At 69.1% G+C, this 23,445-nt stretch carries 22 protein-coding genes and 1 pseudogene; 17 read left to right on the top strand and 6 right to left on the bottom strand.

What is annotated here, in order from left to right:
- From ACFWGN_RS13085 to ACFWGN_RS13040, 10 genes and pseudogenes are all read left to right on the top strand, one after another.
- Nucleotides 1-1,095 (top strand): polymorphic toxin-type HINT domain-containing protein (locus tag ACFWGN_RS13085; RefSeq protein WP_377617320.1); only part of this gene is annotated, 1,095 nt, incomplete at its 5' end.
- Nucleotides 1,096-1,332: 237 nt separating this feature from the next.
- Complete coding sequence (locus tag ACFWGN_RS13080) at nt 1,333-1,818, top strand: hypothetical protein (protein ID WP_377617319.1); 486 nt, start codon at nt 1,333-1,335, stop codon at nt 1,816-1,818.
- Between the two features lie 209 nt (nt 1,819-2,027).
- Nucleotides 2,028-2,264: a hypothetical protein gene (locus ACFWGN_RS13075; RefSeq protein ID WP_377617317.1), complete on the top strand. Its 237-nt coding sequence runs from the start codon at nt 2,028-2,030 to the stop codon at nt 2,262-2,264.
- A 319-nt stretch (nt 2,265-2,583) separates the two neighbouring features.
- Nucleotides 2,584-2,886 (top strand): DUF4265 domain-containing protein, encoded by a 303-nt coding sequence (locus ACFWGN_RS13070; protein WP_377617316.1) that lies wholly within the window; start codon nt 2,584-2,586, stop codon nt 2,884-2,886.
- Nucleotides 2,822-3,073, top strand: a pseudogene (locus tag ACFWGN_RS13065) (DUF4265 domain-containing protein); the annotation flags it as partial. The gene ACFWGN_RS13070 and the pseudogene ACFWGN_RS13065, both read left to right, overlap by 65 nt.
- 147 nt (nt 3,074-3,220) lie before the next feature.
- Complete coding sequence (locus ACFWGN_RS13060; RefSeq protein WP_377617330.1) at nt 3,221-4,618, top strand: FAD-dependent oxidoreductase; 1,398 nt, start codon at nt 3,221-3,223, stop codon at nt 4,616-4,618.
- Between the two features lie 338 nt (nt 4,619-4,956).
- The gene (locus ACFWGN_RS13055; protein WP_377617315.1) at nt 4,957-5,271 is read left to right on the top strand and encodes an ankyrin repeat domain-containing protein; all 315 of its coding nucleotides are present in this window, start codon (nt 4,957-4,959) and stop codon (nt 5,269-5,271) included.
- 147 nt (nt 5,272-5,418) lie between these two features.
- Nucleotides 5,419-5,820, top strand: coding sequence for a CPCC family cysteine-rich protein (locus ACFWGN_RS13050; protein ID WP_377617314.1), 402 nt, complete (start codon nt 5,419-5,421; stop codon nt 5,818-5,820).
- Between the two features lie 676 nt (nt 5,821-6,496).
- A complete protein-coding gene (locus ACFWGN_RS13045; RefSeq protein ID WP_377617312.1) occupies nt 6,497-6,979 on the top strand; it encodes a hypothetical protein in 483 nt (160 codons plus the stop codon).
- Nucleotides 6,980-7,977: 998 nt separating this feature from the next.
- Complete coding sequence (locus ACFWGN_RS13040; RefSeq protein WP_377617311.1) at nt 7,978-8,457, top strand: Imm1 family immunity protein; 480 nt, start codon at nt 7,978-7,980, stop codon at nt 8,455-8,457.
- A gap of 237 nt (nt 8,458-8,694) precedes the next feature.
- On the opposite strand, the gene ACFWGN_RS13035 is transcribed toward ACFWGN_RS13040, so the two are convergent.
- The gene (locus ACFWGN_RS13035) at nt 8,695-8,931 is read right to left on the bottom strand and encodes a hypothetical protein (protein WP_377617310.1); all 237 of its coding nucleotides are present in this window, start codon (nt 8,929-8,931) and stop codon (nt 8,695-8,697) included.
- A gap of 188 nt (nt 8,932-9,119) precedes the next feature.
- Here ACFWGN_RS13035 and ACFWGN_RS13030 point away from each other — a divergent pair, with 188 nt between their 5' ends.
- From ACFWGN_RS13030 to ACFWGN_RS13020, 3 genes are all read left to right on the top strand, one after another.
- Nucleotides 9,120-10,682, top strand: a complete 1,563-nt coding sequence (locus ACFWGN_RS13030) for a Re/Si-specific NAD(P)(+) transhydrogenase subunit alpha (protein ID WP_377617308.1) — start codon at nt 9,120-9,122, stop codon at nt 10,680-10,682.
- A 3-nt stretch (nt 10,683-10,685) separates the two neighbouring features.
- Nucleotides 10,686-12,068, top strand: a complete 1,383-nt coding sequence (pntB, locus tag ACFWGN_RS13025; protein ID WP_377617307.1) for a Re/Si-specific NAD(P)(+) transhydrogenase subunit beta — start codon at nt 10,686-10,688, stop codon at nt 12,066-12,068.
- A gap of 212 nt (nt 12,069-12,280) precedes the next feature.
- Nucleotides 12,281-12,904: a GyrI-like domain-containing protein gene (locus ACFWGN_RS13020; RefSeq protein ID WP_377617305.1), complete on the top strand. Its 624-nt coding sequence runs from the start codon at nt 12,281-12,283 to the stop codon at nt 12,902-12,904.
- Between the two features lie 63 nt (nt 12,905-12,967).
- On the opposite strand, the gene ACFWGN_RS13015 is transcribed toward ACFWGN_RS13020, so the two are convergent.
- The 4 genes from ACFWGN_RS13015 to ACFWGN_RS13000 all read right to left on the bottom strand — a co-directional run bounded on the left by ACFWGN_RS13015 (nt 12,968) and on the right by ACFWGN_RS13000 (nt 17,073).
- Complete coding sequence (locus ACFWGN_RS13015; protein ID WP_377617304.1) at nt 12,968-14,065, bottom strand: fatty acid desaturase family protein; 1,098 nt, start codon at nt 14,063-14,065, stop codon at nt 12,968-12,970.
- Between the two features lie 203 nt (nt 14,066-14,268).
- Complete coding sequence (locus ACFWGN_RS13010; RefSeq protein WP_377617303.1) at nt 14,269-15,162, bottom strand: NAD(P)-dependent oxidoreductase; 894 nt, start codon at nt 15,160-15,162, stop codon at nt 14,269-14,271.
- Entirely contained in the window at nt 15,162-15,992 is an 831-nt protein-coding gene (locus tag ACFWGN_RS13005) for an aldo/keto reductase (RefSeq protein ID WP_377617301.1), read from the bottom strand. Before ACFWGN_RS13005 ends, ACFWGN_RS13010 begins: the two co-directional genes overlap by 1 nt.
- A 127-nt stretch (nt 15,993-16,119) precedes the next feature.
- The gene (locus tag ACFWGN_RS13000) at nt 16,120-17,073 is read right to left on the bottom strand and encodes a helix-turn-helix domain-containing protein (RefSeq protein ID WP_377617299.1); all 954 of its coding nucleotides are present in this window, start codon (nt 17,071-17,073) and stop codon (nt 16,120-16,122) included.
- Nucleotides 17,074-17,162: 89 nt separating this feature from the next.
- Between ACFWGN_RS13000 and ACFWGN_RS12995 the strand changes: the two genes are divergently transcribed.
- On the top strand, nt 17,163-17,363 hold the full coding sequence (locus ACFWGN_RS12995; RefSeq protein WP_191805494.1) for a hypothetical protein: 201 nt from the start codon (nt 17,163-17,165) through the stop codon (nt 17,361-17,363).
- Nucleotides 17,364-17,430: 67 nt separating this feature from the next.
- Nucleotides 17,431-18,672 carry an acyl-CoA thioesterase/BAAT N-terminal domain-containing protein gene (locus ACFWGN_RS12990; RefSeq protein WP_377617297.1) on the top strand — a complete coding sequence of 414 codons (1,242 nt, stop codon included), beginning with the start codon at nt 17,431-17,433 and terminating at the stop codon, nt 18,670-18,672.
- A 101-nt stretch (nt 18,673-18,773) separates the two neighbouring features.
- On the opposite strand, the gene mqo is transcribed toward ACFWGN_RS12990, so the two are convergent.
- A complete protein-coding gene (gene mqo / locus ACFWGN_RS12985) occupies nt 18,774-20,288 on the bottom strand; it encodes a malate dehydrogenase (quinone) (protein WP_377617328.1) in 1,515 nt (504 codons plus the stop codon).
- 241 nt (nt 20,289-20,529) lie between these two features.
- Between mqo and nirB the strand changes: the two genes are divergently transcribed.
- Entirely contained in the window at nt 20,530-23,103 is a 2,574-nt protein-coding gene (gene nirB / locus ACFWGN_RS12980) for a nitrite reductase large subunit NirB (RefSeq protein WP_377617295.1), read from the top strand.
- Nucleotides 23,100-23,438 (top strand): nitrite reductase small subunit NirD, encoded by a 339-nt coding sequence (gene nirD, locus ACFWGN_RS12975; protein ID WP_068625094.1) that lies wholly within the window; start codon nt 23,100-23,102, stop codon nt 23,436-23,438. The genes nirB and nirD overlap by 4 nt, the downstream gene beginning before the upstream one ends.
- Nucleotides 23,439-23,445 lie beyond the last annotated feature (7 nt).

Below are 23,445 nucleotides of genomic sequence, written 5' to 3'. Positions count from 1 at the left end.
GTCAAGAAGGGCGCGTCGGCGGTCGGAAAGTGGGCCAGTAAGAACAAGGCCGAGATCATCGGCGGTGTCGTGGGCACCGTCGTGGGGGTCGGGTGTGCTGCGCTCACGGTCGGCTGGGGGTCGGTCGCCTGTGCCGTGGCCGGCGAGGCGCTGGCCGGGGCGATCACGAACACGATCCGCCAGTCGTCATCGGGGAAGCCGTTCTCGTGGAAGTCGTTGGCGGTAGAGACGGCGTTCGGTGGTGCCGGCGGGCTGTTGGGGTTCGGGATCGGTGCTGCGGCTTCGCGGTGGATCGCGCCAGTTGCGAACCGTGCAGTGCAGGGTGCCGTGGCTGCTGCGCGGGCGAGTACCTCGAAGGCTGGGCAAGGGGTCGCCTCCTCGGCGCGGAGCGCGGTGAGCCAGGCTCGAAACAGGGCGGCACAGGTCGCGGGGACGAAGCCGATCCAGGCGAACACGCCCAAGCCGTCGACGGCTCCATCTGGTACGTCGAACGCGCGGCCCGGCGGACCGTCAGCTGGAGCAAAATGCTCGTTCAGTGGTGCGACGGCCGTTCTGATGGCGGATGGATCGGCGAAGCGGATCGATGAGGTCGGCCCGGGGGACAAGGTTGCTTCGACCCCAGAGGAAGCTGGCGGGGAGGGGGCGCCTGCCGGAACTGGTGAGGTCGTTGCTCAGCATGTGCACGACGACGTCATGGTCACTCTCGTCGTGGCAGGAGCGTCGATCACCACGACCGAGGACCATCCGTTCTGGTCCGTGACCGACCAGCGCTTCGAGCGTGCCGACGAACTCGAAGCTGGTGAGGCCGTCCTGACCGCGACAGGGGCTACGGCGAGCGTCGACGGGATCGACCTCGGTAACACGGTCTACGCGCCCGCCTACAACCTCACCGTCACCACCGACCACACGTACCATGTGCTGGCGTGGGCTACGGCGGTCCTTGTTCACAACTGCCCGATCGCGAACGGCGGAAGGTATGGGGATCTGTGGCCCGCTGGAGCGGGAAATATCCCCCGCCAACGCATCGAGCCCTCTCGGCAACCACCGCGGCCCGTCGATTCGGATGGAATACGACGACCATCGCGCACTTTATAGCACTGGGTCATCGCACGCCTCTATGGCTTGGCGAATGAGACAGAGTGAACTGATAGACGCCGGAGATTTCTGTGGTGCCATGCAAATGGACATTGACGACATTCGCTCCCGTTTTGGAAGCAAATACGATGATGCGATCGTGGAGATGTGGATGAGTCTGAGCCAAAATAGGGCTCTTCGCAAATGTGCCTCAGAACAACAGAAACCCTAGACGTATCAGAAAGAGGTGAGATTCGGGTGTCGTTGGACTGGAGAATCGGGATCGCCGAGTGCGGTGACCTGGTGCAAGATGATGACGAGGTTGCTTCCCCCGGCGAGGCGGAGCGCCGGTGGAATCGATATGTCGAGCTGGCTGATTCGGTGACCGGCGACGAAGGTCCGGCTGGCGTTGCTGCGATCGTCTCTTCGTTGAAGGCCGACGAGGACTACGGGGCCTATCAAGCGGCGCACGCGGCCTTGGATCGATTCCCTCAAGCGGACCTCGGGCTGGGGGTGGCCGATGCGGCGAAGGAACTTCTGTCCATCCCTCGTGATAACAGCGGGAATGTTCTGCTAATCCTGGTCCGGGCCGGCTCGGTGGCCGTGGGCGCCTTCAATGAAGCCATTCGGTCAATCGATCCGGAGGTGCGGCTTGCGATTCGCGAGCTTGTCGAGTATCACGAATCTGAGGAATGGCTCGCTGAGGGTGATCTTCAGAACGTACTCCTGATGCCGAGGAAGTAGTTTCGCAGCGTGAATTCGAGAGCCCCACGGGCAGTGCTGTCGATGGGGCTCTCGGTCGTCTTGACGGCGACCTCGGGCCGACGCGCCGCGGGTACATGACGCGTGTGCGGCCGAGGAGAGCTTTCGTGATCCTGTGTGGCGAGGTCTGGCACTCGGCGGTGACGTTGAGCGGCCGGCGTCGGATGACTGAGGTTGCTGTGGCGCACGTGATGAGGCCGCCCGTTCGTCGTGGTGGAGGGTTCGAGCTGTGGTCCGACGCGTGGCTGTGGGTGGCAGCGGCCCCCTCACCAGGGTCGCTGGCCGACTCCCCGGAGATGCCCCTCGGAGTCGATCTCGGTCTGCTGCGCGTGGGCGCCAACTGCGAGACGGCGTCGGGCGGGGTCGTGTGGATGGCCGGCACGGCACGCGAACGGCGCGGCGCCACGGCAGGTCATGTCTGGGTGTAGGAGGGTGGTGCGCAGGGTCCTGTGCGTGCGGACGTCGTGGCGGACCCGCACGTCCCGACGTTCTTCTCCGAACGAAGCGCTCTGCCGATCAGCCGGGTGCGTGAGGTGATGGACGAGTTCGTCTTGGAGGACTCCGGGGAACGCCCGCGGTCTGTCTCGTGGGTGGCTGGACGGCTCGACGGAAGCCGGATGGACGAGTCCCGACCGCAGACCTCGCTCGCCAGCGACGACCCGTGGGGGTGGCGTCGTGCTGATCAGACGCTCCTGCGGCGTCGCAGCGCCATGCGTGATCCCGGAGTCCGGGCCTGACGGGTAGGAAGTGAGAGGTCCCGGCGACCGGAAACGTTTGAGTGGGCTCGGAGCGACGCGAGCGGACGACGGCTGGGGAGTAGGGGAATCGGATGAGCGAGCGCCTGTACCGTCGCCTTTGACCTGCCGGACAAACGTTACGTGCAGCACAGGGGTCGGCGTAGAGCGACTCTGGACCGAGAAGTCCGCCAGGCTAGAGGTGCGCGTTCTGAACGTCCCCTTCTACGTGAGGGGCATCTCTTTCGGTGATGTCGTGCGCATCCGGCCTGACCATGAGCGCAGGGAGTTTCGTCTTCGAGGAGCTGATCTCTGAGTCGGGCAGCTCGTCGCTGCGCATCATCCTCAGGGAGGGGCGGGCAGAAGGGCAGGTCGCCGCCATGCTGCGCGCTGCAAACTGCGAGTGGGAGGTTGGCCCGCCGGGAATCTCCCTCTGGGCGATCGATGTGCCCGCCCACGTCAACTATGCATCCGTCCGGGCAGACCTCCTCAACCTGGCGGAGGCCGGCACGTCGACCTTGAAGAAGGCGCGATCTCGGCGCTTCATCGAGAGGGGCTCGGGTAGAGGCTGCCCGCCCACCGGCTTCCTGGTTGACTCGGGGGAGGGGGCCGTGCACACGGCACCGTCGCTTCGCCAAGGAGGCAGCCTCATGGACACCCTGCACGTCGACCTGCTCGTCATCGGCTTCGGCAAGGGCGGCAAGACGGTCGCCGCCGCGACGGGGCGGCGTGGGCTGCGTGTGGCGATGGTCGAGCAGTCCGACCAGATGTACGGCGGGACGTGCATCAACATCGGGTGCGTGCCGACCAAGGCGCTGGTCCACGACGCCGAGTCACGCAGGCCCGGCGACACGCCCGCGGACTGGTATGCGCGCGCGGTCACCCGCAAGGCCGACCTGACCGCGCTGCTGCGGGGCAAGAATTTCGACATGCTCGACGTGATCGACTCTGTGACCGTCGTGACGGGACGCGCAACGTTCGTCGGGCCGCGCGAGGTCGAGGTCCGCGCGGGCGACGACGTCCTGCGGATCGACGCCGAGACCGTCGTGATCGACACGGGCTCCGAGCCCGTGATCCCCGACATCCCGGGAGTCGAGGGGAGCTCGCGGGTGGTGACGAGCACCGAGCTCATCGCGACCGAGGAGCTCCCGCAGCGCCTCGTCGTCGTGGGCGGCGGGTACGTGGGCATCGAGCTGGCGGGCATGTACGCCCAGTTCGGTTCGCAGGTCACGGTCCTCGAGTCGGCAAGCCGAGTTTTCGGTCGGGAGGACGACGACGTCGCGGACGCCGCACGCGCCATCCTGGAACGCCAGGGCGTCACGTTCCTCACCAGCGTGCGGGCGACCTCGATCCAGGACGCCGACGACGGCGCGACGGTCACCTACGAGGCGGTGCCGTCGGCGGGCGCGTCGAGCGTGACGCCAGGAGGTGCCGTGACCGGCGACCTGGTCCTGCTCGCCGTGGGGAGGCGTCCCGTCGCCGCAGGGCTGGGGCTCGACGTCGCGGGGATCCGCACCACGGACCGGGGTGCGGTCGAAGTCGACGACCACCTGCGGACGAATGTCCCCGGGGTGTACGCCGTCGGGGACGTCAACGGCGGCCCGCAGTTCACATACATCTCGCTCGACGATTCGCGGATCGTGCTCGACCAGCTCGTGGGGTCGGGGGAACGGTCGACCGCGGACCGGGAAGCCGTGCCCTACACGGTGTTCGTCTCGCCGCCTCTCGCGCGCGTGGGCCTCACCGAGCGGGAAGCGCGTGCAGCAGGCCACGACGTGCTCGTGGCGAGCAAGGCGGTCGCCGCCCTCGCCGCGATGCCGCGGGCGCGGATCGTCGAGCAGACCGACGGCCTCATGAAGTTCGTCGTGGACGCGACGAGCGGCCTCGTGCTCGGCGCCGCGCTCCTGTGCGTCGACTCGCAGGAGCTGATCAACACGGTCGCGCTCGCGATACGGCACGGCGTCAGCGCCGCAGAGCTGCGCGACGCGATCTACACCCACCCGTCCTCGACCGAGGGGTTCAACGAGGTGCTGGCGTCGCTCGCCTGAGGGCGAGCCTGAAGAGTTGGATACCGGGCATCGGCGTGGTGGCTTCTCGCTCGAGGTCGACACGCGAAGTGTTCGGTCTAAGACGGACTGGACGTCAGGGTCTGGGCGCCTTGGACGAGCGCTCGCTGGATGTGTTCGACGCCATGAGGGTGTGGGCGTCGGACACTGTCGGCAGCGCGAACTCCAGCATCTCGCGTGTGTCGGCGTCGTCGAAAAGGGAGAGACTGACCTGCCACACTGACCTCGGCGATCAGAATCTGGCCGGTTAGGCGTGGATGCATCGTGCGTTGGCGACGGCCGCGTGCGGTGTGACACGAGAGTGAACAGGGGAGTGCAGGATGACACCGGCGCATGAGGCGGTCGAGCACGGGGACCTTCTCCGCCTTCGAGACCTGTTGGACGGTGGAGTCGACGTCGAGGAGATCGAAGGTGGCCTGACGCTGCTGCAGCATGCGATCGACGTCGAGCTGGACGGACATGTCCAAAGCGGAGAGCCGCTACAGGTCAACGTCACGGCCTACCTGCTCGCTCGGGGCGCCGATCCACTCGCCTCGTCCCTTGCACCTGGTGGATCGGCACTTCACATGGCACGACTGGGTGGACACTGGCTCGCGGTTGCGCTGATCGAGTCGACCGCGAAGCGCCGACACTGACGAGTGTCTCCGACGATGTGGCGGCAGGTTCTCAACTGCTGAGTCCGCCCAATCAGGGAACGGGGGGATAACGGAGTTCGCGATTGCGAGTGGCGGTGGTGTTGGAGCGCTCCCAGGACCTGCTGCCACACCGATTGGAGTGATGGAATGATTGTCAAGTCCGCTCGTGATGAGAAGTTCCCCTGCCCGTGCTGCGGGTATCGAGTCTTCGATAGCGGGCCGGGATCCCAGTTGATCTGCCCGGTTTGCTTCTGGGAAGACGATGAAACACAGCTCCGCTGGCCGCTACTTGAAGGCTGTTCGAATAAGGTCTCGTTGGTGGAGGCTCAGGCGAACTATCAGCTTCTTGAGGCCTCGGAGGAGAGATTTCTGACTAAAGTTAGAGGTGCTGAGGAGTGCGAGTTTCGTTCTCCGTGCTGGCGGGTAATCGATATGTCTCGGGACGTCTTCGAAGCGACGCTTGAAAGCTGGCGCCCCTGGCCGGAGGACCGAGTTGTTCTCTACTGGTGGACCCCTCAATTCTGGAATTTGCATCCTCGGCTTGGCTGATTGCAGGGTGGAATTGTAAGGTGTGGCGAACTGACTCCTCGGGCTGACGTCCCGCAGGTACATGGCAAGTGGGGTAGAGGAGTGGGCTCGTGATCTAGGTGCTGTTCGGAGACGACTGGCACTCGGCGGTGACGGCGAGCGGCTGGCGGAAATTGGCTCATGTTGCTCTGGCGCACGTGACGCGGCCGCCCGTTCGTCGTGGTGGAGAGTTTGGGCTCTGGTCCGAAGCGTGGCTGTGGGTGGCAGCGTCTTCCACGGCGGGCTCGATGGTCGACTCGCCGACGATGCCGCTGGGGGTCAATCTCGGGCTGTTGCGCGTGGGGGCCAACTGCGAGACCGCGTGGGGCGGGATCGTGTGGATGGCTGGCGCGGCACGCGAGCGTGGATCGGCACTTCCCATGGCGCGACTGGGTGGACACTGGCTCGCGGTTGTATCCGCACGTCTATGAGCACAACGGGAGGACATGGTTGGCTGTCGACAATTGGAACAACCTGAATTCGGAAGCTCCCCATGGTCCGCACTGGGACGTTTGCGAAGCCAAGCAGGGTGGCCAGAAGGACACTCTTGGCCGCCTTCGTGTTTCGAGCGGGAAGGCGAAGGCGAACTATGGTGGAGTCCCCTGTGTCTGATGTTGCGAAGAGGGCTGAAAATGCTCGTTGGAGGAGGAGAGCGAAGATGGCCGGCGCGGCAATCTCCACGGCCTTTGGTGATCATGGTTATCAATTGGTGGGTGAATGGTGTGACTTCGAGGAGTCGGCCCGGCTGAACAGGGCTGCTGTCGAGCTCGGCGGCTCTCGCGAGCGAGTCATTCAACGATGGTTGAACAAGGAGAGTCTTGACGAGGTCTCACGGTCATGCGACCTGACGCCATTGCGTGGCGAGCGGCTTGTCGTCTTGACTATGGATCTTCCTGGAGTGGCATGGATTGAGGTTTCGCCAGGTATTGTTCAGTCTGATCTGGTTCCTTTCGCGGTAAGGTGGATGACAGATGGATTCGTCCTCTGTGCTCCTGAGCGTGCTTCGCTACTCAGCGTCGATGTCGAGGAAGTGGCGGGTGCTTCCATCATTGAGACCACTTTGGTGGGGGGCGGGCTCGGGGCTTTGGGTGCGAATCTGGTTGCGCGAGGGCCGAAGCCGCTTCGTATGGGAAGTTTGTAGATGTCCAGAAACTCCCGGGTTTCCGCACGGTGGTGCACATTCTCGTCAGCGGGCTAGAATTATCAACGGGATCTGAGGGAACGATATGATTTTCCAGCGCGCTGACGTGGACCTGGTGATGGATCGACTCTATGGAGCTTGTGTGGCCAGGTTTACTTTTGGGCTCGTGGTCGTGTCTGCGCCCGCTAGCACCGATGCGCACAGTGATTGGGATCCGAGCGTGCAGCCACTTCACGCCGGGCCGGATTCTCTCTACGTATCGATCCGACCGGCGGCGGGCGGATTGGTGAGTATTGCGTGCGTAGAAGGCCCGTATGCACCCGAGGGGGTTGGTCGGCTGTACACCGGAGACCTCGTCCTTCCGGGTGCAAGCCTAGCCATCTATGATCCAGATGGGGCTGTCGACCTCCGTCTGCCCGTTGCGAGAGAGCGAAACACCGTTGACGTGTATGGGGATGATCCGGAGGAATCATCAAAGCTCTGGATCGTACTCACGGAGATGCACTGATTCTAGTCGGCGCGAGCCGAGGAGCGGCGTTTCAGGATCTGCACCGTTCTCTCCATCAACTCCATCGGGATCGGCGCCTGCGGGGCTCGCGGCGGGGCCCGTCGGCTCGCGCCGGTGGTGAACCGTGCGGTACTGGGCATCGTGGGTGTCCGAGTGAGCGCTCCGAACGGCGGGGCACTGAAGTAGTGAACAAGTTCTCCCGCCAACTATCGTTGGGCAAAGGGATTTTGGTCGTGATGCAGGAGATCATGCCGGGTCGGCATCGGATGGCTCGCGTCTGGATGGGTGTCGGTGCCCCAGCGGAGCTCGGTAAAGTTGCCCGGTGAGGCGTGGAATGCTCCGCGGTTGGGGGCTGACGTCCCGCAGGTATTTGGCGAGTGTGGGGTAGAGGAGTGGGCTCGTGATCTACCTGCTGTGTGGCGAGGTCTGGCACTCGGCTGTGATGTCAAGTGATCGGCAGCGGTTGGCTGATGTTGCTGTGGCGCACGTAATGAGGCCGCCCGTTCGTCGTGGTGGAGGGTTCGAGCTGTGGTCCGACGCGTGGCTGTGGGTGGCAGCGGCCCCCTCACCAGGGTCGCTGGCCGACTCCCCGGAGATGCCCCTCGGAGTCGATCTCGGTCTGCTGCGCGTGGGCGCCAACTGCGAGACGGCGTCGGGCGGGGTCGTGTGGATGGCCGGCACGGCGCACGAGCGGTACGGCGCCACGGCAGGTCAGGTCTGGGTGTCGGACGGTGGTGCGCAGGGTCCTGTGCGTGCGGACGTCGTGGCGGACCCGCACGTCCCGACGTTCTTCTCCGAACGAAGCGCCCTGCCGATCAGCCAGGTGCGGGAGGTACTGAACGAATTCGTCACGGAGGACTCCGGGGAACGCCCGCGGTCTGTCTCGTGGGTGGCTGGACGGCTCGACGGAAGCCGGATGGACGAGTCCCGACCGCAGACCTCGCTCGCCAGCGACGACCCGTGGGGGTGATGTCGTGCTGATCAAACGCTCTGGCGGCGTCGCGGCGCCGCCGCAGGTCTCGGTGTCGGCGCGATTGCCTCGTGGGTGCTCGTACCGGCCCGCGGTGGACGAGCCGGACAGGTCCGCCTGTCGAGGACTTGTGATGCGCCTCGTCGCGTCCGCGGTAGCGCTCTTCGCACAGGCACGACGAGGTCGTGCCTATCCTCTCTTGGCCAGGACCGTGACGCTACGTCGGTAGCGGGTAGTTCACCGCCGCTCGTTGCCTCGACGGTAGTTCCCGGTCGCCCGCGCCAGCAGGTGCTGGGTCCGGTCCGCGTCGGCCGTCGCGAGCGCGGTGATCAACCGTGCGGCCCGGGCGCCGGAGATCGTCGCGACGAGCCGCCCGCCCCGGTAAGCGAGGACGGTCCCGGACGCCGTGACGCGGTGGTCGAACGGGTCCTCGACGAGGCGCCCGCGTGCGTCGGGCGGGCCGGATCTGCTCATGCGGTGACCATAGCCAAGGGCGCGCAGAGCGCGCCAGGTGATTGACGTCGCCGGGCAGCGAGGGCCGGACCACCCGTCGCGCGTCCCGGACAGCGATCCGCATGGACGACATCCGTCCACGATGCGTGCTTTGCGGCGGATCCTTTGCCGTACCGATACCGTGCAGCCATCCGAGCAAGGAGGTCAGCATGCGCATCGGCGTGCCCAGAGAGACCCGTCCCGGCGAGCGGCTCGTCGCCGCGACGCCCCGGACCGTGGCCCAGCTCGTGGGCCTGGGGTACGACGTCGTGGTCGAGCGCGGCGCCGGTGAGCGCGCGAGCTACCCCGACGAGGCGTACACGGACGCGGGCGCGAGCCTGGGCGACGCGGCGCAGGCGTGGGGAGCGGACGTCGTCACGGCCGTCAACGCCCCTTCGGCCGCGCAGGTCGCGGCGCTGACCCAGGGGCAGATGCTGATCGCGATGCTGGCCCCCAGCTCGAACGAGGCGCTCGTCCAGCAGCTCGCGGACCACGGTGTCACGGCCCTGGCGCTCGACGCGGTGCCGCGCATCTCGCGCGCGCAGTCGCTCGACGTGCTCAGCGCGATGTCGAACGTCGCGGGGTACCGCGCCGTGGTCGAGTCGGCCGAGGAGTACGGCGGCATGTTCGCCGGCCAGGTCACCGCGGCGGGCAAGACGGCCCCGGCGTCGGTGTTCGTGATCGGCGCGGGCGTCGCGGGTCTCGCGGCGATCGGCACTGCCGCGAGCCTGGGCGCGCAGGTGCGGGCGTTCGACGTGCGGCCCGAGGTCGGTGAGCAGATCGAGTCGATGGGCGCCGAGTTCGTCCAGGCCGAGGGCGCGCGCCAGGAGGTCAGCACCGACGGCTACGCGAGCGCGCTGACGGCCGAGCAGGAGCGCCTCACCGGCGAGATGTACGCGGCGGAGAGCGCGCGCGCCGACATCGTCATCACCACGGCGCTCGTGCGGGGACGCGCCCCGCGCACCCTCAGCGCCGAGATGGTCGCCGCGATGCGGCCCGGCAGCGTGATCGTGGACCTCGCGGCTTCGGGCGGCGGGAACTGCGAGCTCACGGTGCCGGGGGAGCGCGTCGTCACGGACAACGGCGTCGTGATCCTGGGCTACACGGACCTCACGAGCCGCATGCCCAAGCACACGTCGCAGCTCGTCGGCACGAACATCGTCAATCTGCTCAAGCTCCTGACCCCCGGCCAGGACGGGCAGGTCGTGCTCGACCTGGACGACGAGGTGCTGCGCGGCATGACGGTCGCGCGCGCGGGCGAGGTCCTGTGGCCGCCGCCCCCGGTCGCCGTCTCGGCCGCGGCCCCCGCGGCCCCGGCAGCGCCCGTGGTCGACGAGGCCCAGGCTGCACTCGACGCCGCGACGGCCCTCGACGAGGCCCGACGGCGCGGCACCCGCCGGGCGGTCGGGTACGCCCTGGCCGCGGTGCTGGCCGCGCTGGCCATCACGTTCTCGCCGCCCGCGTTCGTGGGGCACTTCACGGTGTTCGCGCTCGCGGTCGTCGTGGGCTACTACGTGATCTCCAACGTGAGCCACTCGCTGCACACCCCTCTCATGGCCCAGACGAACGCGATCTCCGGGATCATCCTGGTCGGCGCGCTCCTGCAGATCGGCGACTCGAGCTGGGTGGTCACCACGATCGCCTTCGTCGCGGCCGCCCTGGCCTCCGTCAACATCTTCGGTGGGTTCCTCGTGGCCTACCGCATGATCGGCATGTTCCGGAAGGAGGCCTGACCCGTGCTGACCTCCCTGGTCCAGGCTGCTTACGTCATCGCAGCCGTCCTGTTCATCCTCAGCCTCGCGGGCCTGTCCAAGCAGGAGACGGCCCGTCGCGGCAGCCTGCTCGGCATGACGGGCATGGGGCTCGCCCTCGTGGCCACGGTCGCGCTCGCGCTGCAGGACAGCGAGCGTCCCGTCATGGTGACGCTGCTGCTCATCTGCATGGTGTTCGTGATCGGCGCGGTCGTCGGGACGTGGCGTGCGCGCAGCGTCGAGATGACGCAGATGCCGGAGATGATCGCGCTCCTGCACAGCTTCGTGGGCCTCGCTGCGGTCCTCGTCGGGTTCAACTCGTACCTGACCGAACAGGGCGACGTGGTGCACCTGGTCGAGGTCTTCCTCGGGGTGCTCATCGGCGCCGTGACGTTCACGGGCTCGATCGTGGCCTACCTCAAGCTGTCGGCGCGCATCCGGTCGAACCCGCTCATGCTGCCGGGCCGCAACTGGTGGAACCTCGGGGCGCTCGTCGCCTCGGGCGGACTCATGGCCTGGTTCATCGCGGGCCACGGTCTGCTGCCGCTGATCCTCATGACCGTGGTCGCGCTCGCGCTCGGCTGGCACCTGGTCGCCTCGATCGGCGGCGGCGACATGCCGGTCGTCGTGTCGATGCTCAACTCGTACTCCGGGTGGGCCGCGGCGGCAGCGGGCTTCATGCTCAGCAACGACCTGCTCATCATCACGGGAGCCCTGGTGGGCTCCTCGGGTGCGATCCTCAGCTACATCATGTGCAAGGCCATGAACCGGTCGTTCGTCAGCGTGATCCTGGGCGGGTTCGGAGCGGAGGGCGGACAGGTCGTCGCCTCTGACCAGGACTACGGCGAGCACCGCGAGGTGCAGGCGGCCGAGGTCGCGGACCTGCTCAAGCACGCGCGCACGGTCGTCATCACGCCGGGTTACGGCATGGCGGTGGCCAAGGCGCAGTACCCGGTCGCGGACCTGGTGCGCCGACTGCGTGAGCGGGGGGTCGACGTCCGGTTCGGCGTGCACCCGGTCGCGGGGCGTCTGCCGGGGCACATGAACGTGCTGCTCGCCGAGGCCAAGGTGCCCTACGACATCGTCCTCGAGATGGACGAGATCAACGACGACCTGCCGGACACCGACGTGGTGCTGGTGATCGGCGCCAACGACACGGTCAACCCTGCGGCGCTCGACGACCCGGGCTCACCCATCGCAGGCATGCCCGTGCTCGAGGTCTGGAAGGCCAAGCAGGTGATCGTGTTCAAGCGGTCGATGGCCACGGGGTACGCGGGAGTCCAGAACCCGCTGTTCTTCAAGGACAACACCGCGATGCTCTTCGGAGACGCCAAGGATCAGGTCGACCACATCATCCAGGCGCTCTGAGGTCCGGCGCGGGAGTGCGAACCCGCGCCGGACGCAAGGGGGAGGAGGTGAGCGACGTCGTCAGGCAGGGCGACGTGGCTCACCTCTTCGACGTCCTCCGGGAGTCCACGGCCCGACGGCGGCGCCCACCGCGGGCCGTCCGCTCGCCGTGCCGTCCGCACGGGGTGAGCATGGTCCCGACAGCCCGACAGCCCGACAGCCCGGAGGACCCCATGGACAAGGTCGACCTGCGCAAGGAGTACCGCGAGCTGTACTCACCGCCGCGCGAGTTCGTCCGGGTCGTCGTGCCGCCCCTGAACTACCTGCAGATCGACGGCGAGGGCGACCCCAACTCGGCCCCGGCCTACGCCGAGGCCGTCGAGGCGCTGTTCTCGCTCGCGTACGCCGTGAAGTTCGCGAGCAAGAAGGACCTGGGCAGGGACTACGTCGTCGGGCCGCTCGAAGGCCTGTGGACCGCCGAGGACCCCGCGGCGTTCGTGCGCCGCGACAAGGACGCGTGGAGCTGGACGCTCATGGTCCTGCAGCCCGGCTGGCTCGACGACGCGTTCGTCGCGGACGTGGCCGAGGCGACGCGTCGCAAGAAGGGGTTGCCGGCGCTCGATCGCGTACGGTTCGCCGCGTACGACGAGGGCGACTGCGTGCAGGTCCTGCACGTGGGCTCCTACGACGACGAGGCGCCGACGCTCGCGCGGCTGCACGACGAGTACCTGCCCGAGCACGGGTTGACGTTCGACGGGCCGCACCACGAGGTCTACCTCAGTGACGTGCGCCGGACGGCACCCGAGAAGCTCAGGACGGTGCTGCGGCAACCGGTGCGTGCGCTCGACGGGGCATGACGGGTCGCGTCAGGAGGCACGAGCCCCGTGCCCCGCTCGTCCTGGCGCGGACCGGGGGAGTGCTCAGACCTTGCGGAGCTGGTTGAACATGGGGCAGTCGAACGGGTCGCGTGCCGCGAGGCCCACCCGGTTGAGGTAGCGGACCACGATCGCGTAGGACGCGAGCAGGTTGGTCTCGGTGTACGGCATGCCCAGGCGTGCGCAGTGCTCGCGGACCATGAGCCGGGCCTTGGCGAGGTGCGGGCGGGGCATGCTCGGGAACAGGTGGTGCTCGATCTGGTAGTTGAGCCCGCCCATGAGGACGTTCATGACGCGGCCGCCCGTGATGTTGCGCGAGGTCAGGACCTGCTTGGACAGGAAGTCGAGCTTGCTGTCCGCGGGGATGATCGCCATGCCCTTGTGGTTGGGCGCGAACGACGCCCCCATGTACACACCGAACACTGCGAGCTGTACACCGAGGAACGCGAACGCCATGCCGATCGGCAGGAACCAGAAGACGACCCCCACGTAGAGCGTGAGGCGCAGCGCGATCGTGACGAGCTCCAGGGTCCGGGCGCGGCTCTTCGCCGACGCGAGCAGCGAGCGGATCGAGATCATGTGCAGGTTGATGCCCTCGAGCGTGAGCAGCGGGAAGAACAACCAGCCCTGGTGGCGGGTGATGAGGGCGAGGAAGCCCTTCTGCTCGGCCGCGCTCTCCTCGAGGAAGGAGATGGTGTCGGTCTCGATGTCCGGGTCCTTGCCGACCCGGTTCGGGTTCGCGTGGTGACGCGTGTGCTTGTTCATCCACCACGAGTAGCTGATGCCGACGACGCCGTTGGCCAGGAACCGCCCCACGCGGTCGTTCGCAGGACCCGACGTGAGGATGGTGCGGTGCGCGGCCTCGTGCGAGAGGAACGCGAACTGCGTGAGGATCAGGCCCAGCGCGCCCGCGATGAGGAGCTGGAACCACGAGTCGCCCAGCAGGACGAACCCGGCGACGGCCCCGCCCAGCGCGACCGTCAGGATCGCCGCGACCCAGCCGTAGTAGCCGTGCGTGCGCTCGAGCAGACCCGCCTCACGGATGCGCTTGGACAGCTCGGTGTAGGTGCTGGTGACGCTGGTCCCGTCGCCGGTACGTGGCTTGGTCGGGCGGAATCCGGGGCGGACGGCAGTGTCGGTCATAGTCCCTCACAGGGGCCGGGTTCGACTTCCCAGCCGCGGAGGTGAGCGAGTTGCCCGTTGTACAGATGGACCGAGTCTACGTGCGACTTCACGATCCGCGTGGAGAAAGGACGAAGGTCCGGTGCGGACCCGACCAGGTCTGCACCGGACCGGAGGCGTCGTGCGGCCCGGTCGGCACGCCGACGCGCTGCAGACCGGGCCCGTCAGGCGTGAGGCGCCGGCGTCGCGCGGGCCGTGCCGAATGCCGTGTACACGGCCGCGATGTCGTCGCCGCCGTGCCCGCGCGCGGCCGCGCTCGCGTAGAGGTCTGCCAGCGCGTCGAGCAGCGCGGGGTCGAGGTGCGCCTGGGCCGCTGCCTCGGAGATGAGACCGATGTCCTTGCGGAGCCCGTCGAGCGCGAACTGCGGCGCGAACTCGCCCGCGATCATCTCGGCCCCCTTGAGGTGGGCGTAGGGGGAGTCGGACGCGCCGCCCGCGATGGCGTCCAGGAACAGGTGGGGGTCGATCCCCTCGGCACGAGCCAGGGCGATCGACTGTGCCGTGCCCGCGGTGATCGTCGCGAGCCACGCGTTGCACGCGAGCTTGAGCGCGGTGCCCTGGCCCACCTCGGTGCCTGCGATCACGACCTTGGCCGAGATCGCGTCGAGCACGGGGGCGATACCGGCCAGGACGTCGGGGTCTCCCGCCGCGAGCACGGCGAGGTTCCCCTCCTCGGCGGGCTGCTTGGTACCGAGCAGGTTCGCCTCGACCAGGGTGACGCCGAGCTGTCGCGCGCGCTCGACGACGAGGGCCGTCCCCTCGCGCCCGATCGTCGACGCCTGGACCCACACGGCCCCCGTGCCGACCGAGGGGCCGGCGGCGTCGAGGACATCGAGGACCGCGGCCGTGTCGAACAGGATGCTCAGCACGACGTCGGCACCGTGCGCCGCCTGCGCGGCGGTCGGGGCCACGAGCGCTCCGGCGTCGGCGAGCGGCGCGGCGCGCGATGCAGTGCGGTTCCACACCGTGACGTCGAAGCCCTCGCGCAGCAGCGAGTGCGTCACCCCGGTCCCCATGGTCCCGGTGCCCAGCACGGTGACGGTCGGCAGGTCGCTCATCAGAACTCCTCGTGCTCGTCGGAGTCGCGCGCGGCGTCCTCGCCGCGGTCGAGACCCGCGATCCGGGCCATGTCGTCCTCGGTGAGGGCGAAGTCGAAGATCTCGGCGTTGGAGCGCTGGCGCTCGGCGCTCGCGGACTTGGGGATCGTCACGATGCCCTGCTGGACGTGCCAGCGCAGCACGACCTGTCCGGCGGAGCGGCCGTGGGCCGAGGCGATCTCCTGGATCACGGGTTCGGTCAGGACGCCTTCCTCCTGTCCGAGCGGGCTCCAGCCCTCGACCGTGATGCCGCGCTCGGTGAGGTACCGCCGCAGGTCCGTGCGTGCGAGCGCGGGCGAGAGCTGGATCTGGTTCACGGCCGGGACGTGGCTCGTCTCCGCGATCAGCCGGTCGAGGTGGTGCTCGCGGAAGTTCGAGACGCCGACGCTGCGGACCAGGCCCTCGGCGGCCAGGTCGAGCATCGCGCGGTACGACTCGACGTACCGGTCGAGGCAGGGGAGCGGCCAGTGGATCAGGTAGAGGTCGACGTAGTCGAGCCCCAGCCGGTCGAGGCTCGCGTGCAGTGCGTCCCGCGTCGCGTCGTACCCCTGGTCCGCCCCGCGGAGCTTGGTCGTGACGAACAGCTCGGCGCGGTCCACGCCCGACGCGGCGATGCCCTGCCCGACGCCCACCTCGTTCTCGTAGCGGGACGCGGTGTCGACGAGCCGGTACCCGAGCCCGATCGCGCTCTCGACCGCCCGCGCCGAGGCGTGGTCGTCGAGCGGCCAGGTGCCCAGGCCCAGCAGGGGCATGGGGTGGCCGGAGGACAGCAGGGTGGTGGGGATGGTCATGGAGCGCGCCTCACGTCGTACGGGACCGGACCCTCTCGACCCTAGGCGCGTGCCGCCGTCGTGCAACGTGGAGAACCGTGCCCGACGGCGCCGCGCCCCCGGGTGCGCGCCTCGCCCAGGGAGAGACTCAGGACGCGTGGCGGAACGTCTGGCGGTAGTCGGTCGGCGGGACGCCGACCGCCCGCCGGAAGTGGTGGCGCAGCAGCGCGGCCGAACCGAACCCGCTCAGGCGCGCGATCTCCTCGAGGTCGAGGCCCGACTCCTCGAGCAGCGTCCGCGCGTGGTGGACGCGCTGGGTCGCGAGCCACTGCATGGGGGTGGTCCCGGTCTCGGCGACGAACGTCCGCGCGAACGTGCGTGCCGACAGGTGGGCGCGGCGCGCGAGGTCCTCGACGGTCTGGGGCTCGTCGAGGTGCTCGTCCATCCAGGCGAGCACGTCGCGGATGCTCTGCTCCTCGCACTGCGGCACGGGGCGGTCGATGTACTGGCGCTGGCCGCCGTCGCGCTGGGGAGGGACGACCATGCGGCGCGCGATCGCGTTGGCCGCTGCGCTGCCGAACTCCTTGCGCACGATGTGCAGGCACGCGTCGATCCCCGCGGCCGTGCCCGCGCTCGTGATGATGTCGCCGTCGTCGACGAACAGGACGTCCGGGTCCACCTCGACCTGCGGGTAGCGGGCCGTGAGCTCGTCGGCGTGGCGCCAGTGGGTCGTGATGCGGCGCCCGTCGACGAGCCCCGCCTCGGCGAGCAGGAACGAGCCCGAGCAGACGCTCAGCAGGACGGCGCCGCGCGCGTGTGCTGCGCGCAGGGCGTCGATGATCTCCTGCGGGTACTCGTCGCGGATGGTCATCGCGGGGACCGCGACCAGGTCCGCGTCCTCGAGCGCGTCGAGACCGTGGTCGGGGATCAGCGAGGCGCCCATGCTCGTGCGGACAGGGACTCCGGCGACCGGGCCGCAGACGCGGAAGTCGACGAGGGGCACCCCGTCGTCCGTGCGGTCGAGGCCGAAGACCTCGCACACGACGCCGAACTCGAACGGGGCCAGTCCGTCGGCGACGACGGCCGCCACTGTGCGCAACATCCTTCGACGCTACGCCGCTGGCAGGATCTTGTCGATACCTGTCTCTCCTGCCACTCGTGCGCGCCGCGCGGCCGGACCAGGGTGGAGGCATGGACATCGTGGAGCTCGTGATGAGACTGGTCGTGATCGCGGCGCTCGTGGCGCCGCTCGTGGTGATGGCGGTGCGGCGCCCGCCGGCAGGAGGTCGGTTCCCCGCCGGGACGAACGACGGATGGACCCTGCCACCGGCCGGGCGGGGCGACCCGCGCCAACAGGTGGACGTGGTCGGCACGCGCGGTCCTCGGGGGTGAGACCTGCGTCGCACGGCCCCGGCGTGGCGGGTTGTGCCGGATTAGTGCGGTACGGGAACATTTGCCCATGGCCCCCCGACGACGTGACCATGTCCCTGCCGTTGCCCTCCTGCTGACCGCTTCGCTGCTGGCTCTCGCGGCGTGCTCGGCGCCTCCGGAACCGGACCCGGCGATCGAGGTCGTCGAGCAGGACGGGGCGTTCGACCCCCTGGCGATCACGCTGACCGGGCTCGGTGCGGGACGCGAGGTGCGCCTGGTCGCGACGACGGACCTCGACGGGGCGGCGATGTCGTCGCGGGCGACGTTCGTGGCCGACGAGGACGGCCGGGTCGACCTCACGACGACCGCCCCGACCGAGGGGTCGTGGACGACGGTCGACGCGATGGGGCCGTTCTGGTCCATGACGGGCAGCAGGCTCGGTATCGAGGCAGGGAGCGTAGACCACTCGGTGACGCTGTCGTTGAGCGCCGACGGCGAGCCCCTCGCCGAGACGGTCGTCGAGCGGACGGGCTACGGCGCGGACGTCGAGGTCCGCGACGTGACCGACGACGCCATGGTGGCCGCGTACGCCGTGCCGGCCGGGCTCTCGGCTGACGCCGCGTTGCCGGCCGTGCTCGTCTTCAGCGGGTCGGATGGGGGGCTGAGCAATGCCCGAGCTGCGGCCACCTCGTTGGCCGCGCTCGGCTACCCGGCCCTGGCGATCAGCTACTTCAAGAGCCCGGGGCAGCCGACCGAGCTCGCGGAGGTGCCGGTCGAGACCTTCCTGACCGGGCTCGCCTGGCTGCGTGAGCAGCCAGGGGTCGACACGGACCGGGTCTTCACGTTCGGCGTCTCGCGAGGTGGGGAGATGGCGCTGTGGCTCGCCGCGAACCGCCCTGACGAGGTGTACGGCGCCTTCGCGCCGACCGGTGCGGGCAGCCTGTACTGCGGCTACCCGAACTGGAGGGTGTCGGCCTGGACGTTCGACGGGGTGGGACTGCCGTGCGCGCCGAGCAGCGCGGTCGGCACGCCGCCCGAGACCCAGGTGCCGGTCGAGGCGATCGAGGGCCCGGTCGTGCTGGTCTGCGGGACGGCCGATACGCAGTGGGACGCGTGCGGCCTGCTGCGCGACGTGAAGCCCCGCTTCGCCGACCAGGGGTTGGTCACGGCCGTCGAGCAGAAGGGCGCCGGGCACTTTCTCGCGATCGCACCCTACCGGCCGTTCGGTCTCGACGAGCCGGGGGCGACTCCGGCCGCCACGCACCAGGCCCGCGTCGACTTCTGGGACGCGGTCGACGAGGTGCTCGCGGAGGCGAAGCGGCAGCCCTGACCCAGGCGTGAGGGCCCCAGATCCGACGCCGCCCCGTACAGCACCGACGCCCCGGTCTCCGTACGGAGACCGGGGCGCCGGTTCGTTCTGCGACGTCGAGGTCAGCGGGCGCCGACCGCCTCCTCCGAGGGGCCGGCGGCGGCGGAGAGCGAGTCGAGCTCGGTCGCCTCCCACTGGGCCTGGCCGAGGCTCGGGATCATGGTCGCGAGCTCGGGACGCCAGGTGGCGAACCGCTGCGGGAAGCACCGCTCGAGCAGGTCGATCATCGCGGGGACCGCGGTCGAGGCACCCGGCGAGGCGCCCAGGAGGCCGGCGATCGAGCCGTCGGCGGCCGCGATGACCTCGGTGCCGAACTCGAGCACGCCGCCCTTCTTGGGGTCCTTCTTGATGACCTGGACGCGCTGGCCCGCGGTGATCTTCTCCCAGTCCTTGGGGTGCGCGGTGGGCATGAAGCCCTGGAGCGCCGTGAACTTGGACTCGGGGCTCGCGAGGAGCTGGCCCACGAGGTACTGGGTGAGGTCGATGTTCTTGAGACCCGCACCGAGCATGGACCCGATGTTGTGGGTCCGCAGCGAGGTGAACAGGTCCAGCAGCGAGCCCTTCTTGAGGTACTTGGGGCTGAACCCGGCGTACGGGCCGAACATCAGGTACGTCTTGCCGTCGACCACGCGGGTGTCGAGGTGCGGGACGGACATGGGCGGCGAGCCGACGTCGGCCTTGCCGTAGACCTTGGCCTGGTGCTGCGCGACGAGCTCCGGGTCGTCCGTACGCAGGAACTCACCGCTGATGGGGAAGCCGCCGTAGCCCTTGGCCTCCTTGATGCCCGCCTTCTGCAGGAGCGGCAGCGCGCCACCGCCGGCGCCGACGAACACGAAGCGCGCGTTCACGGTGCGCGGGGCCGCCTTGGCGTTCCAGGACACGTCCTTGACGGTGACGTCCCAGGTGCCGTCCTTGCGCTTCTTGAGCTTGTTGACCTCGTGCTGGAGGTTCAGCTCGACGCCGTTGGCCGTGAGGTAGGCGAAGAGCTGGGAGGTCAGGGCGCCGAAGTCGACGTCGGTGCCGCTCGTCGCGCGGGTCGCTGCGACGGCCTCGTCGCTGTCGCGGTCGAGGACCAGGAGGGGGGCCCACTGCGCGATGACCGCGGGGTCGTCGGTGAACTCCATCTCGCTGAACAGCGGGTGGGCGCTCAGCGCGGTGAAGCGGCGCTTGAGGTAGTCCACGTTGGCCGCGCCGCGCACGAACGTCATGTGCGGGGTGTGGCTGATGAAGCTCGCGGGCTCGGGCAGGTGACCGCCGGTGAGCAGGTGATGCCAGAACTCGCGCGACACCTCGAACTGCTCGTTGATCGCGACCGCCTTGGAGATCTCGACGGTGCCGTCGGCCTTTTCGGGGGTGTAGTTCAGCTCGCAGAGCGCAGCGTGGCCGGTGCCAGCGTTGTTCCACGGGTTGGAGGACTCCTGGGCCACCGCGTCGAGGCGCTCGAAGACCTTGATGGTCCACGAGGGCTCGAGGAGCTTCAGGAGGGCGCCGAGGGTCGCACTCATGATGCCGCCGCCGATGAGGGCTACGTCGATGGTGTTCTGACCCGTTGTCTTCTTAGTCGCCACGCGCTCGATTTTACGCTTGTGAAGGAGTGCACATGGTGTGCGGTCCGTCACGGTCGTGGGTCACACTTTCTCGGGACCAAGGTCCCTCGACATCCCCTCGAAAGTCCTCGCGACGCGCTGATCAGCAGTTTTGACCACGATCGCTCGTATCTATGGACGAGGATGGTGCGCGAGGCAGATCCCGCCCCGGTCGGCCTCGACTCGTCACCTCGCTCCACGTCACACCCCAACGTCCTATGAGGCCCCCCAGATGAGCACTCCCACCCCCGGCCGCGTCGTGGTGGTCGGCGCCGGCATGGTCGCCCACCGGTTCGTGAGCCAGATGATCGCACGCTCGCCCGAGGGGGAGTGGCGGGTGTCCGTCGTCGGCGACGAGGACCGCGCCCCGTACGACCGCGTCCACCTGTCCGAGTTCTTCGGCGGCCGCTCGGCGGACGACCTGACGATGGACCCGACGGTCTGGGAGGACCCCCGCACCGAGCTGGTCACCGGGGACGCCGTCGCGGCCGTCGACCGCGAGGCGCAGACGGTCACGACCCGTTCGGGACGGGTCCTCGCCTACGACCACCTGGTCCTGGCGACCGGGTCGTGGGCCTGGACGCCGCGGACCGAGGGCACCGACCTGCCGGGCGTGTTCAGCTACCGGACCATGGCCGACGTGCAGGCGCTGCGCGAGTACGTCGAGCTGCGCACCGAGCGCCTGGGGCGCACGCTGCACGGCGTCGTGGTCGGGGGAGGCGTGCTGGGGCTCGAGGCCGCAGCGGCGCTCCAGGGGCTCGGGACGTCGGCGACCGTCGTGGAGTTCGCGGACCGGCTCATGAGCGTCCAGCTCGACGACGCGGGCGGCGAGGCGCTGCGCGTGCTCGTGACCGACCGCGGCATCGACGTGCGGACGTCGACGGGCGCCACGGGACTCACGGCCGCGGGCGACGGCGCGGTGGGGACCATGGACCTGTCGGACGGGTCGCGCATCCCGGCCGACGTCGTGATCTTCTCGACGGGCATCCGCCCGCGGGACCGCGTGGCGCGCGAGGCGGGCCTGGCGATCGGCGAGCGCGGCGGCGTCGTGGTGGGTGCGGCGTGCCACACCTCGGACCCGGCCGTGTGGGCCGCGGGCGAGTGCGCGTCGTTCGAGGACCAGTGCGTGGGCCTGGTCGCGCCGGGCAACGCCATGGCCGACGTCGTGGTCGACCGTCTCCTGGGCGGCAGCGCCACCTACTCCCCGGCTCCCGAGGGGACCAAGCTCAAGGGCGTCGACATCGAGGCCGCGAGCTTCGGTGACGTGTTCGGGCTGACGCCCGGCGCGCTCGAGGTCACGTTCGCGGACCCGGTCGCCCGCACGTACCGCAAGCTCGTGGTCTCGGACGACGCGCGCACGCTGCTCGGCGGGGTCTTCGTGGGGGACACCGCGCTGTACGCGTCGCTGCGCCCCATGCTGGGACGCTCGCTGGGCGCGGACCCGTCGGCGTTCCTCGCCCCGGAGGGCGGGGCGCCGGCGCTCGGGGGCGACCTGCCCGACGACGTCGTGGTCTGCTCGTGCGCGAACGTCACGGCCGGGACGGTCCGGGGGGCGGTGGCCGAGCACGGGTGCACGAGCGTGGGCGAGGTCAAGGCCTGCACCAAGGCAGGGACGGTGTGCGGGTCGTGCGTGCCCGTGCTCACCAAGATCGTCAACACCGCGCTCGAGGCCAGCGGCGTGACGGTGTCCAAGGCCATGTGCGAGCACTTCTCGATGTCGCGCGCCGAGCTCTTCGCCCTCGTGCGCCAGGATGGGTTGCGCACCTTCACCCAGATCGTCGCAGCGCACGGCACGGGTCGCGGCTGCGTGGTCTGCAAGCCCGTCGTGGCCTCGATCCTCGCGTCGCTGTGGGGCGGGTACATCCTCGACGGCGAGCAGGCCGCGCTCCAGGACACCAACGACCGGGCGCTCGCCAACCTGCAGAAGGACGGGACCTACTCGGTGGTGCCTCGTGTCCCGGCCGGGGAGATCACGCCCGAGAACCTCATCGTGATCGGGCAGGTCGCGAAGGACTTCGGGCTCTACACGCGCGTCACGGGAGCCCAGCGCATCGGGCTGTTCGGTGCGCGGATCGACCAGCTACCCGAGATCTGGCGCCGACTGGTCGACGCGGGCATGGAGTCCGGCCAGGCCTACGGCAAGTCGCTGCGGGCCGTGAAGTCGTGCGTCGGCTCCTCCTGGTGCCGGTTCGGGGTCCAGGACTCGGTGGGCATGGCCGTGCGCCTCGAGCTGCGGTACCGCGGGCTGCGGTCGCCGCACAAGTTCAAGGTCGGGGTCTCGGGGTGCGCGCGCGAGTGCGCCGAGGCGCGCGGCAAGGACGTGGGCGTGATCGCGACCGAGAAGGGCTGGAACGTCTACGTGGGCGGCAACGGAGGCTTCACCCCGCGCCACGCCGAGCTCCTCGCGGAGGATCTCGACGACGAACGGCTCGTGGCCGTGATCGACCGGTTCCTCGCGTACTACGTGCGGACCGCGGACCGGTTGCAGCGCACCGCCCCCTGGGTCGCGGACTTCCCGGGCGGGATCGGCGAGCTGCGCAAGGTCCTGGTCGAGGACTCGCTCGGCATCGCGGCCGACCTCGAGGCCGAGATCGCCCAGCACGTCGAGTCGTACGTCGACGAGTGGGCGCAGACCCTCGACGACCCGGACCGCCTGTCGCGGTTCGTGTCGTTCGTCAACGCCCCCGACCAGCACGACCCCGACCTCGCCTACGTGGGCGTGCGCGGGCAGGTGCGCCCGGCCCGCCCCGGCGAGCCGTCGGACAACAACCCGGTGATCGCCCGCACGGTGGAGGTTCGCAAGTGAGCGCGACGGCATGGACCACGGTCTGCCCCTTCGAGCGGCTCGTCCCCGAGCGCGGAGTCGCCGCGCTCGTCGAGGGGACCCAGGTCGCGGTCTACCGCCTGGCTGACGACCGCGTGCTCGCGGTCCAGCAGCGTGACCCGTACTCGGGGGCGAACGTGCTCTCGCGCGGGATCGTCGGTTCGGTGGGTGAGACCCCGACCATCACGTCCCCGATGTACAAGCAGGTGTGGGACCTGACGACGGGCGAGTGCCTCGACCCGAGCGGCAAGGAGCCCGAGGCGCTGCGGACGTTCGAGGTGGCGGTCGAGGACGGGACGGTCCTGGTCCGGGTGTGAGCCGCGA

Origin of the sequence: Oerskovia sp. NPDC060338, assembly GCF_042726295.1 — a bacterium.
Lineage (GTDB): Bacteria > Actinomycetota > Actinomycetes > Actinomycetales > Cellulomonadaceae > Oerskovia > Oerskovia merdavium.
Note: the sequence above shows the minus strand (reverse complement) of the source record. Positions and strands in the feature narration are given on the sequence as shown.

Bases quoted from the DNA above. Each gene is read 5' to 3' on its own strand.
- ACFWGN_RS13075 (WP_377617317.1), top strand. From the start codon at position 2,028: ATGAGGCCGCCCGTTCGTCGTGGTGGAGGGTTCGAGCTGTGGTCCGAC.
- ACFWGN_RS13060 (WP_377617330.1), top strand. From the start codon at position 3,221: ATGGACACCCTGCACGTCGACCTGCTCGTCATCGGCTTCGGCAAGGGC.
- ACFWGN_RS13055 (WP_377617315.1), top strand. From the start codon at position 4,957: ATGACACCGGCGCATGAGGCGGTCGAGCACGGGGACCTTCTCCGCCTT.
- ACFWGN_RS13050 (WP_377617314.1), top strand. From the start codon at position 5,419: ATGATTGTCAAGTCCGCTCGTGATGAGAAGTTCCCCTGCCCGTGCTGC.
- ACFWGN_RS13045 (WP_377617312.1), top strand. From the start codon at position 6,497: ATGGCCGGCGCGGCAATCTCCACGGCCTTTGGTGATCATGGTTATCAA.
- ACFWGN_RS13040 (WP_377617311.1), top strand. From the start codon at position 7,978: ATGAGGCCGCCCGTTCGTCGTGGTGGAGGGTTCGAGCTGTGGTCCGAC.
- ACFWGN_RS13035 (WP_377617310.1), bottom strand. From the start codon at position 8,931: ATGAGCAGATCCGGCCCGCCCGACGCACGCGGGCGCCTCGTCGAGGAC.
- ACFWGN_RS13030 (WP_377617308.1), top strand. From the start codon at position 9,120: ATGCGCATCGGCGTGCCCAGAGAGACCCGTCCCGGCGAGCGGCTCGTC.
- ACFWGN_RS13020 (WP_377617305.1), top strand. From the start codon at position 12,281: ATGGACAAGGTCGACCTGCGCAAGGAGTACCGCGAGCTGTACTCACCG.
- ACFWGN_RS13015 (WP_377617304.1), bottom strand. From the start codon at position 14,065: ATGACCGACACTGCCGTCCGCCCCGGATTCCGCCCGACCAAGCCACGT.
- ACFWGN_RS13010 (WP_377617303.1), bottom strand. From the start codon at position 15,162: ATGAGCGACCTGCCGACCGTCACCGTGCTGGGCACCGGGACCATGGGG.
- ACFWGN_RS13005 (WP_377617301.1), bottom strand. From the start codon at position 15,992: ATGACCATCCCCACCACCCTGCTGTCCTCCGGCCACCCCATGCCCCTG.
- ACFWGN_RS13000 (WP_377617299.1), bottom strand. From the start codon at position 17,073: ATGTTGCGCACAGTGGCGGCCGTCGTCGCCGACGGACTGGCCCCGTTC.
- ACFWGN_RS12995 (WP_191805494.1), top strand. From the start codon at position 17,163: ATGGACATCGTGGAGCTCGTGATGAGACTGGTCGTGATCGCGGCGCTC.
- ACFWGN_RS12990 (WP_377617297.1), top strand. From the start codon at position 17,431: ATGGCCCCCCGACGACGTGACCATGTCCCTGCCGTTGCCCTCCTGCTG.
- nirB (WP_377617295.1), top strand. From the start codon at position 20,530: ATGAGCACTCCCACCCCCGGCCGCGTCGTGGTGGTCGGCGCCGGCATG.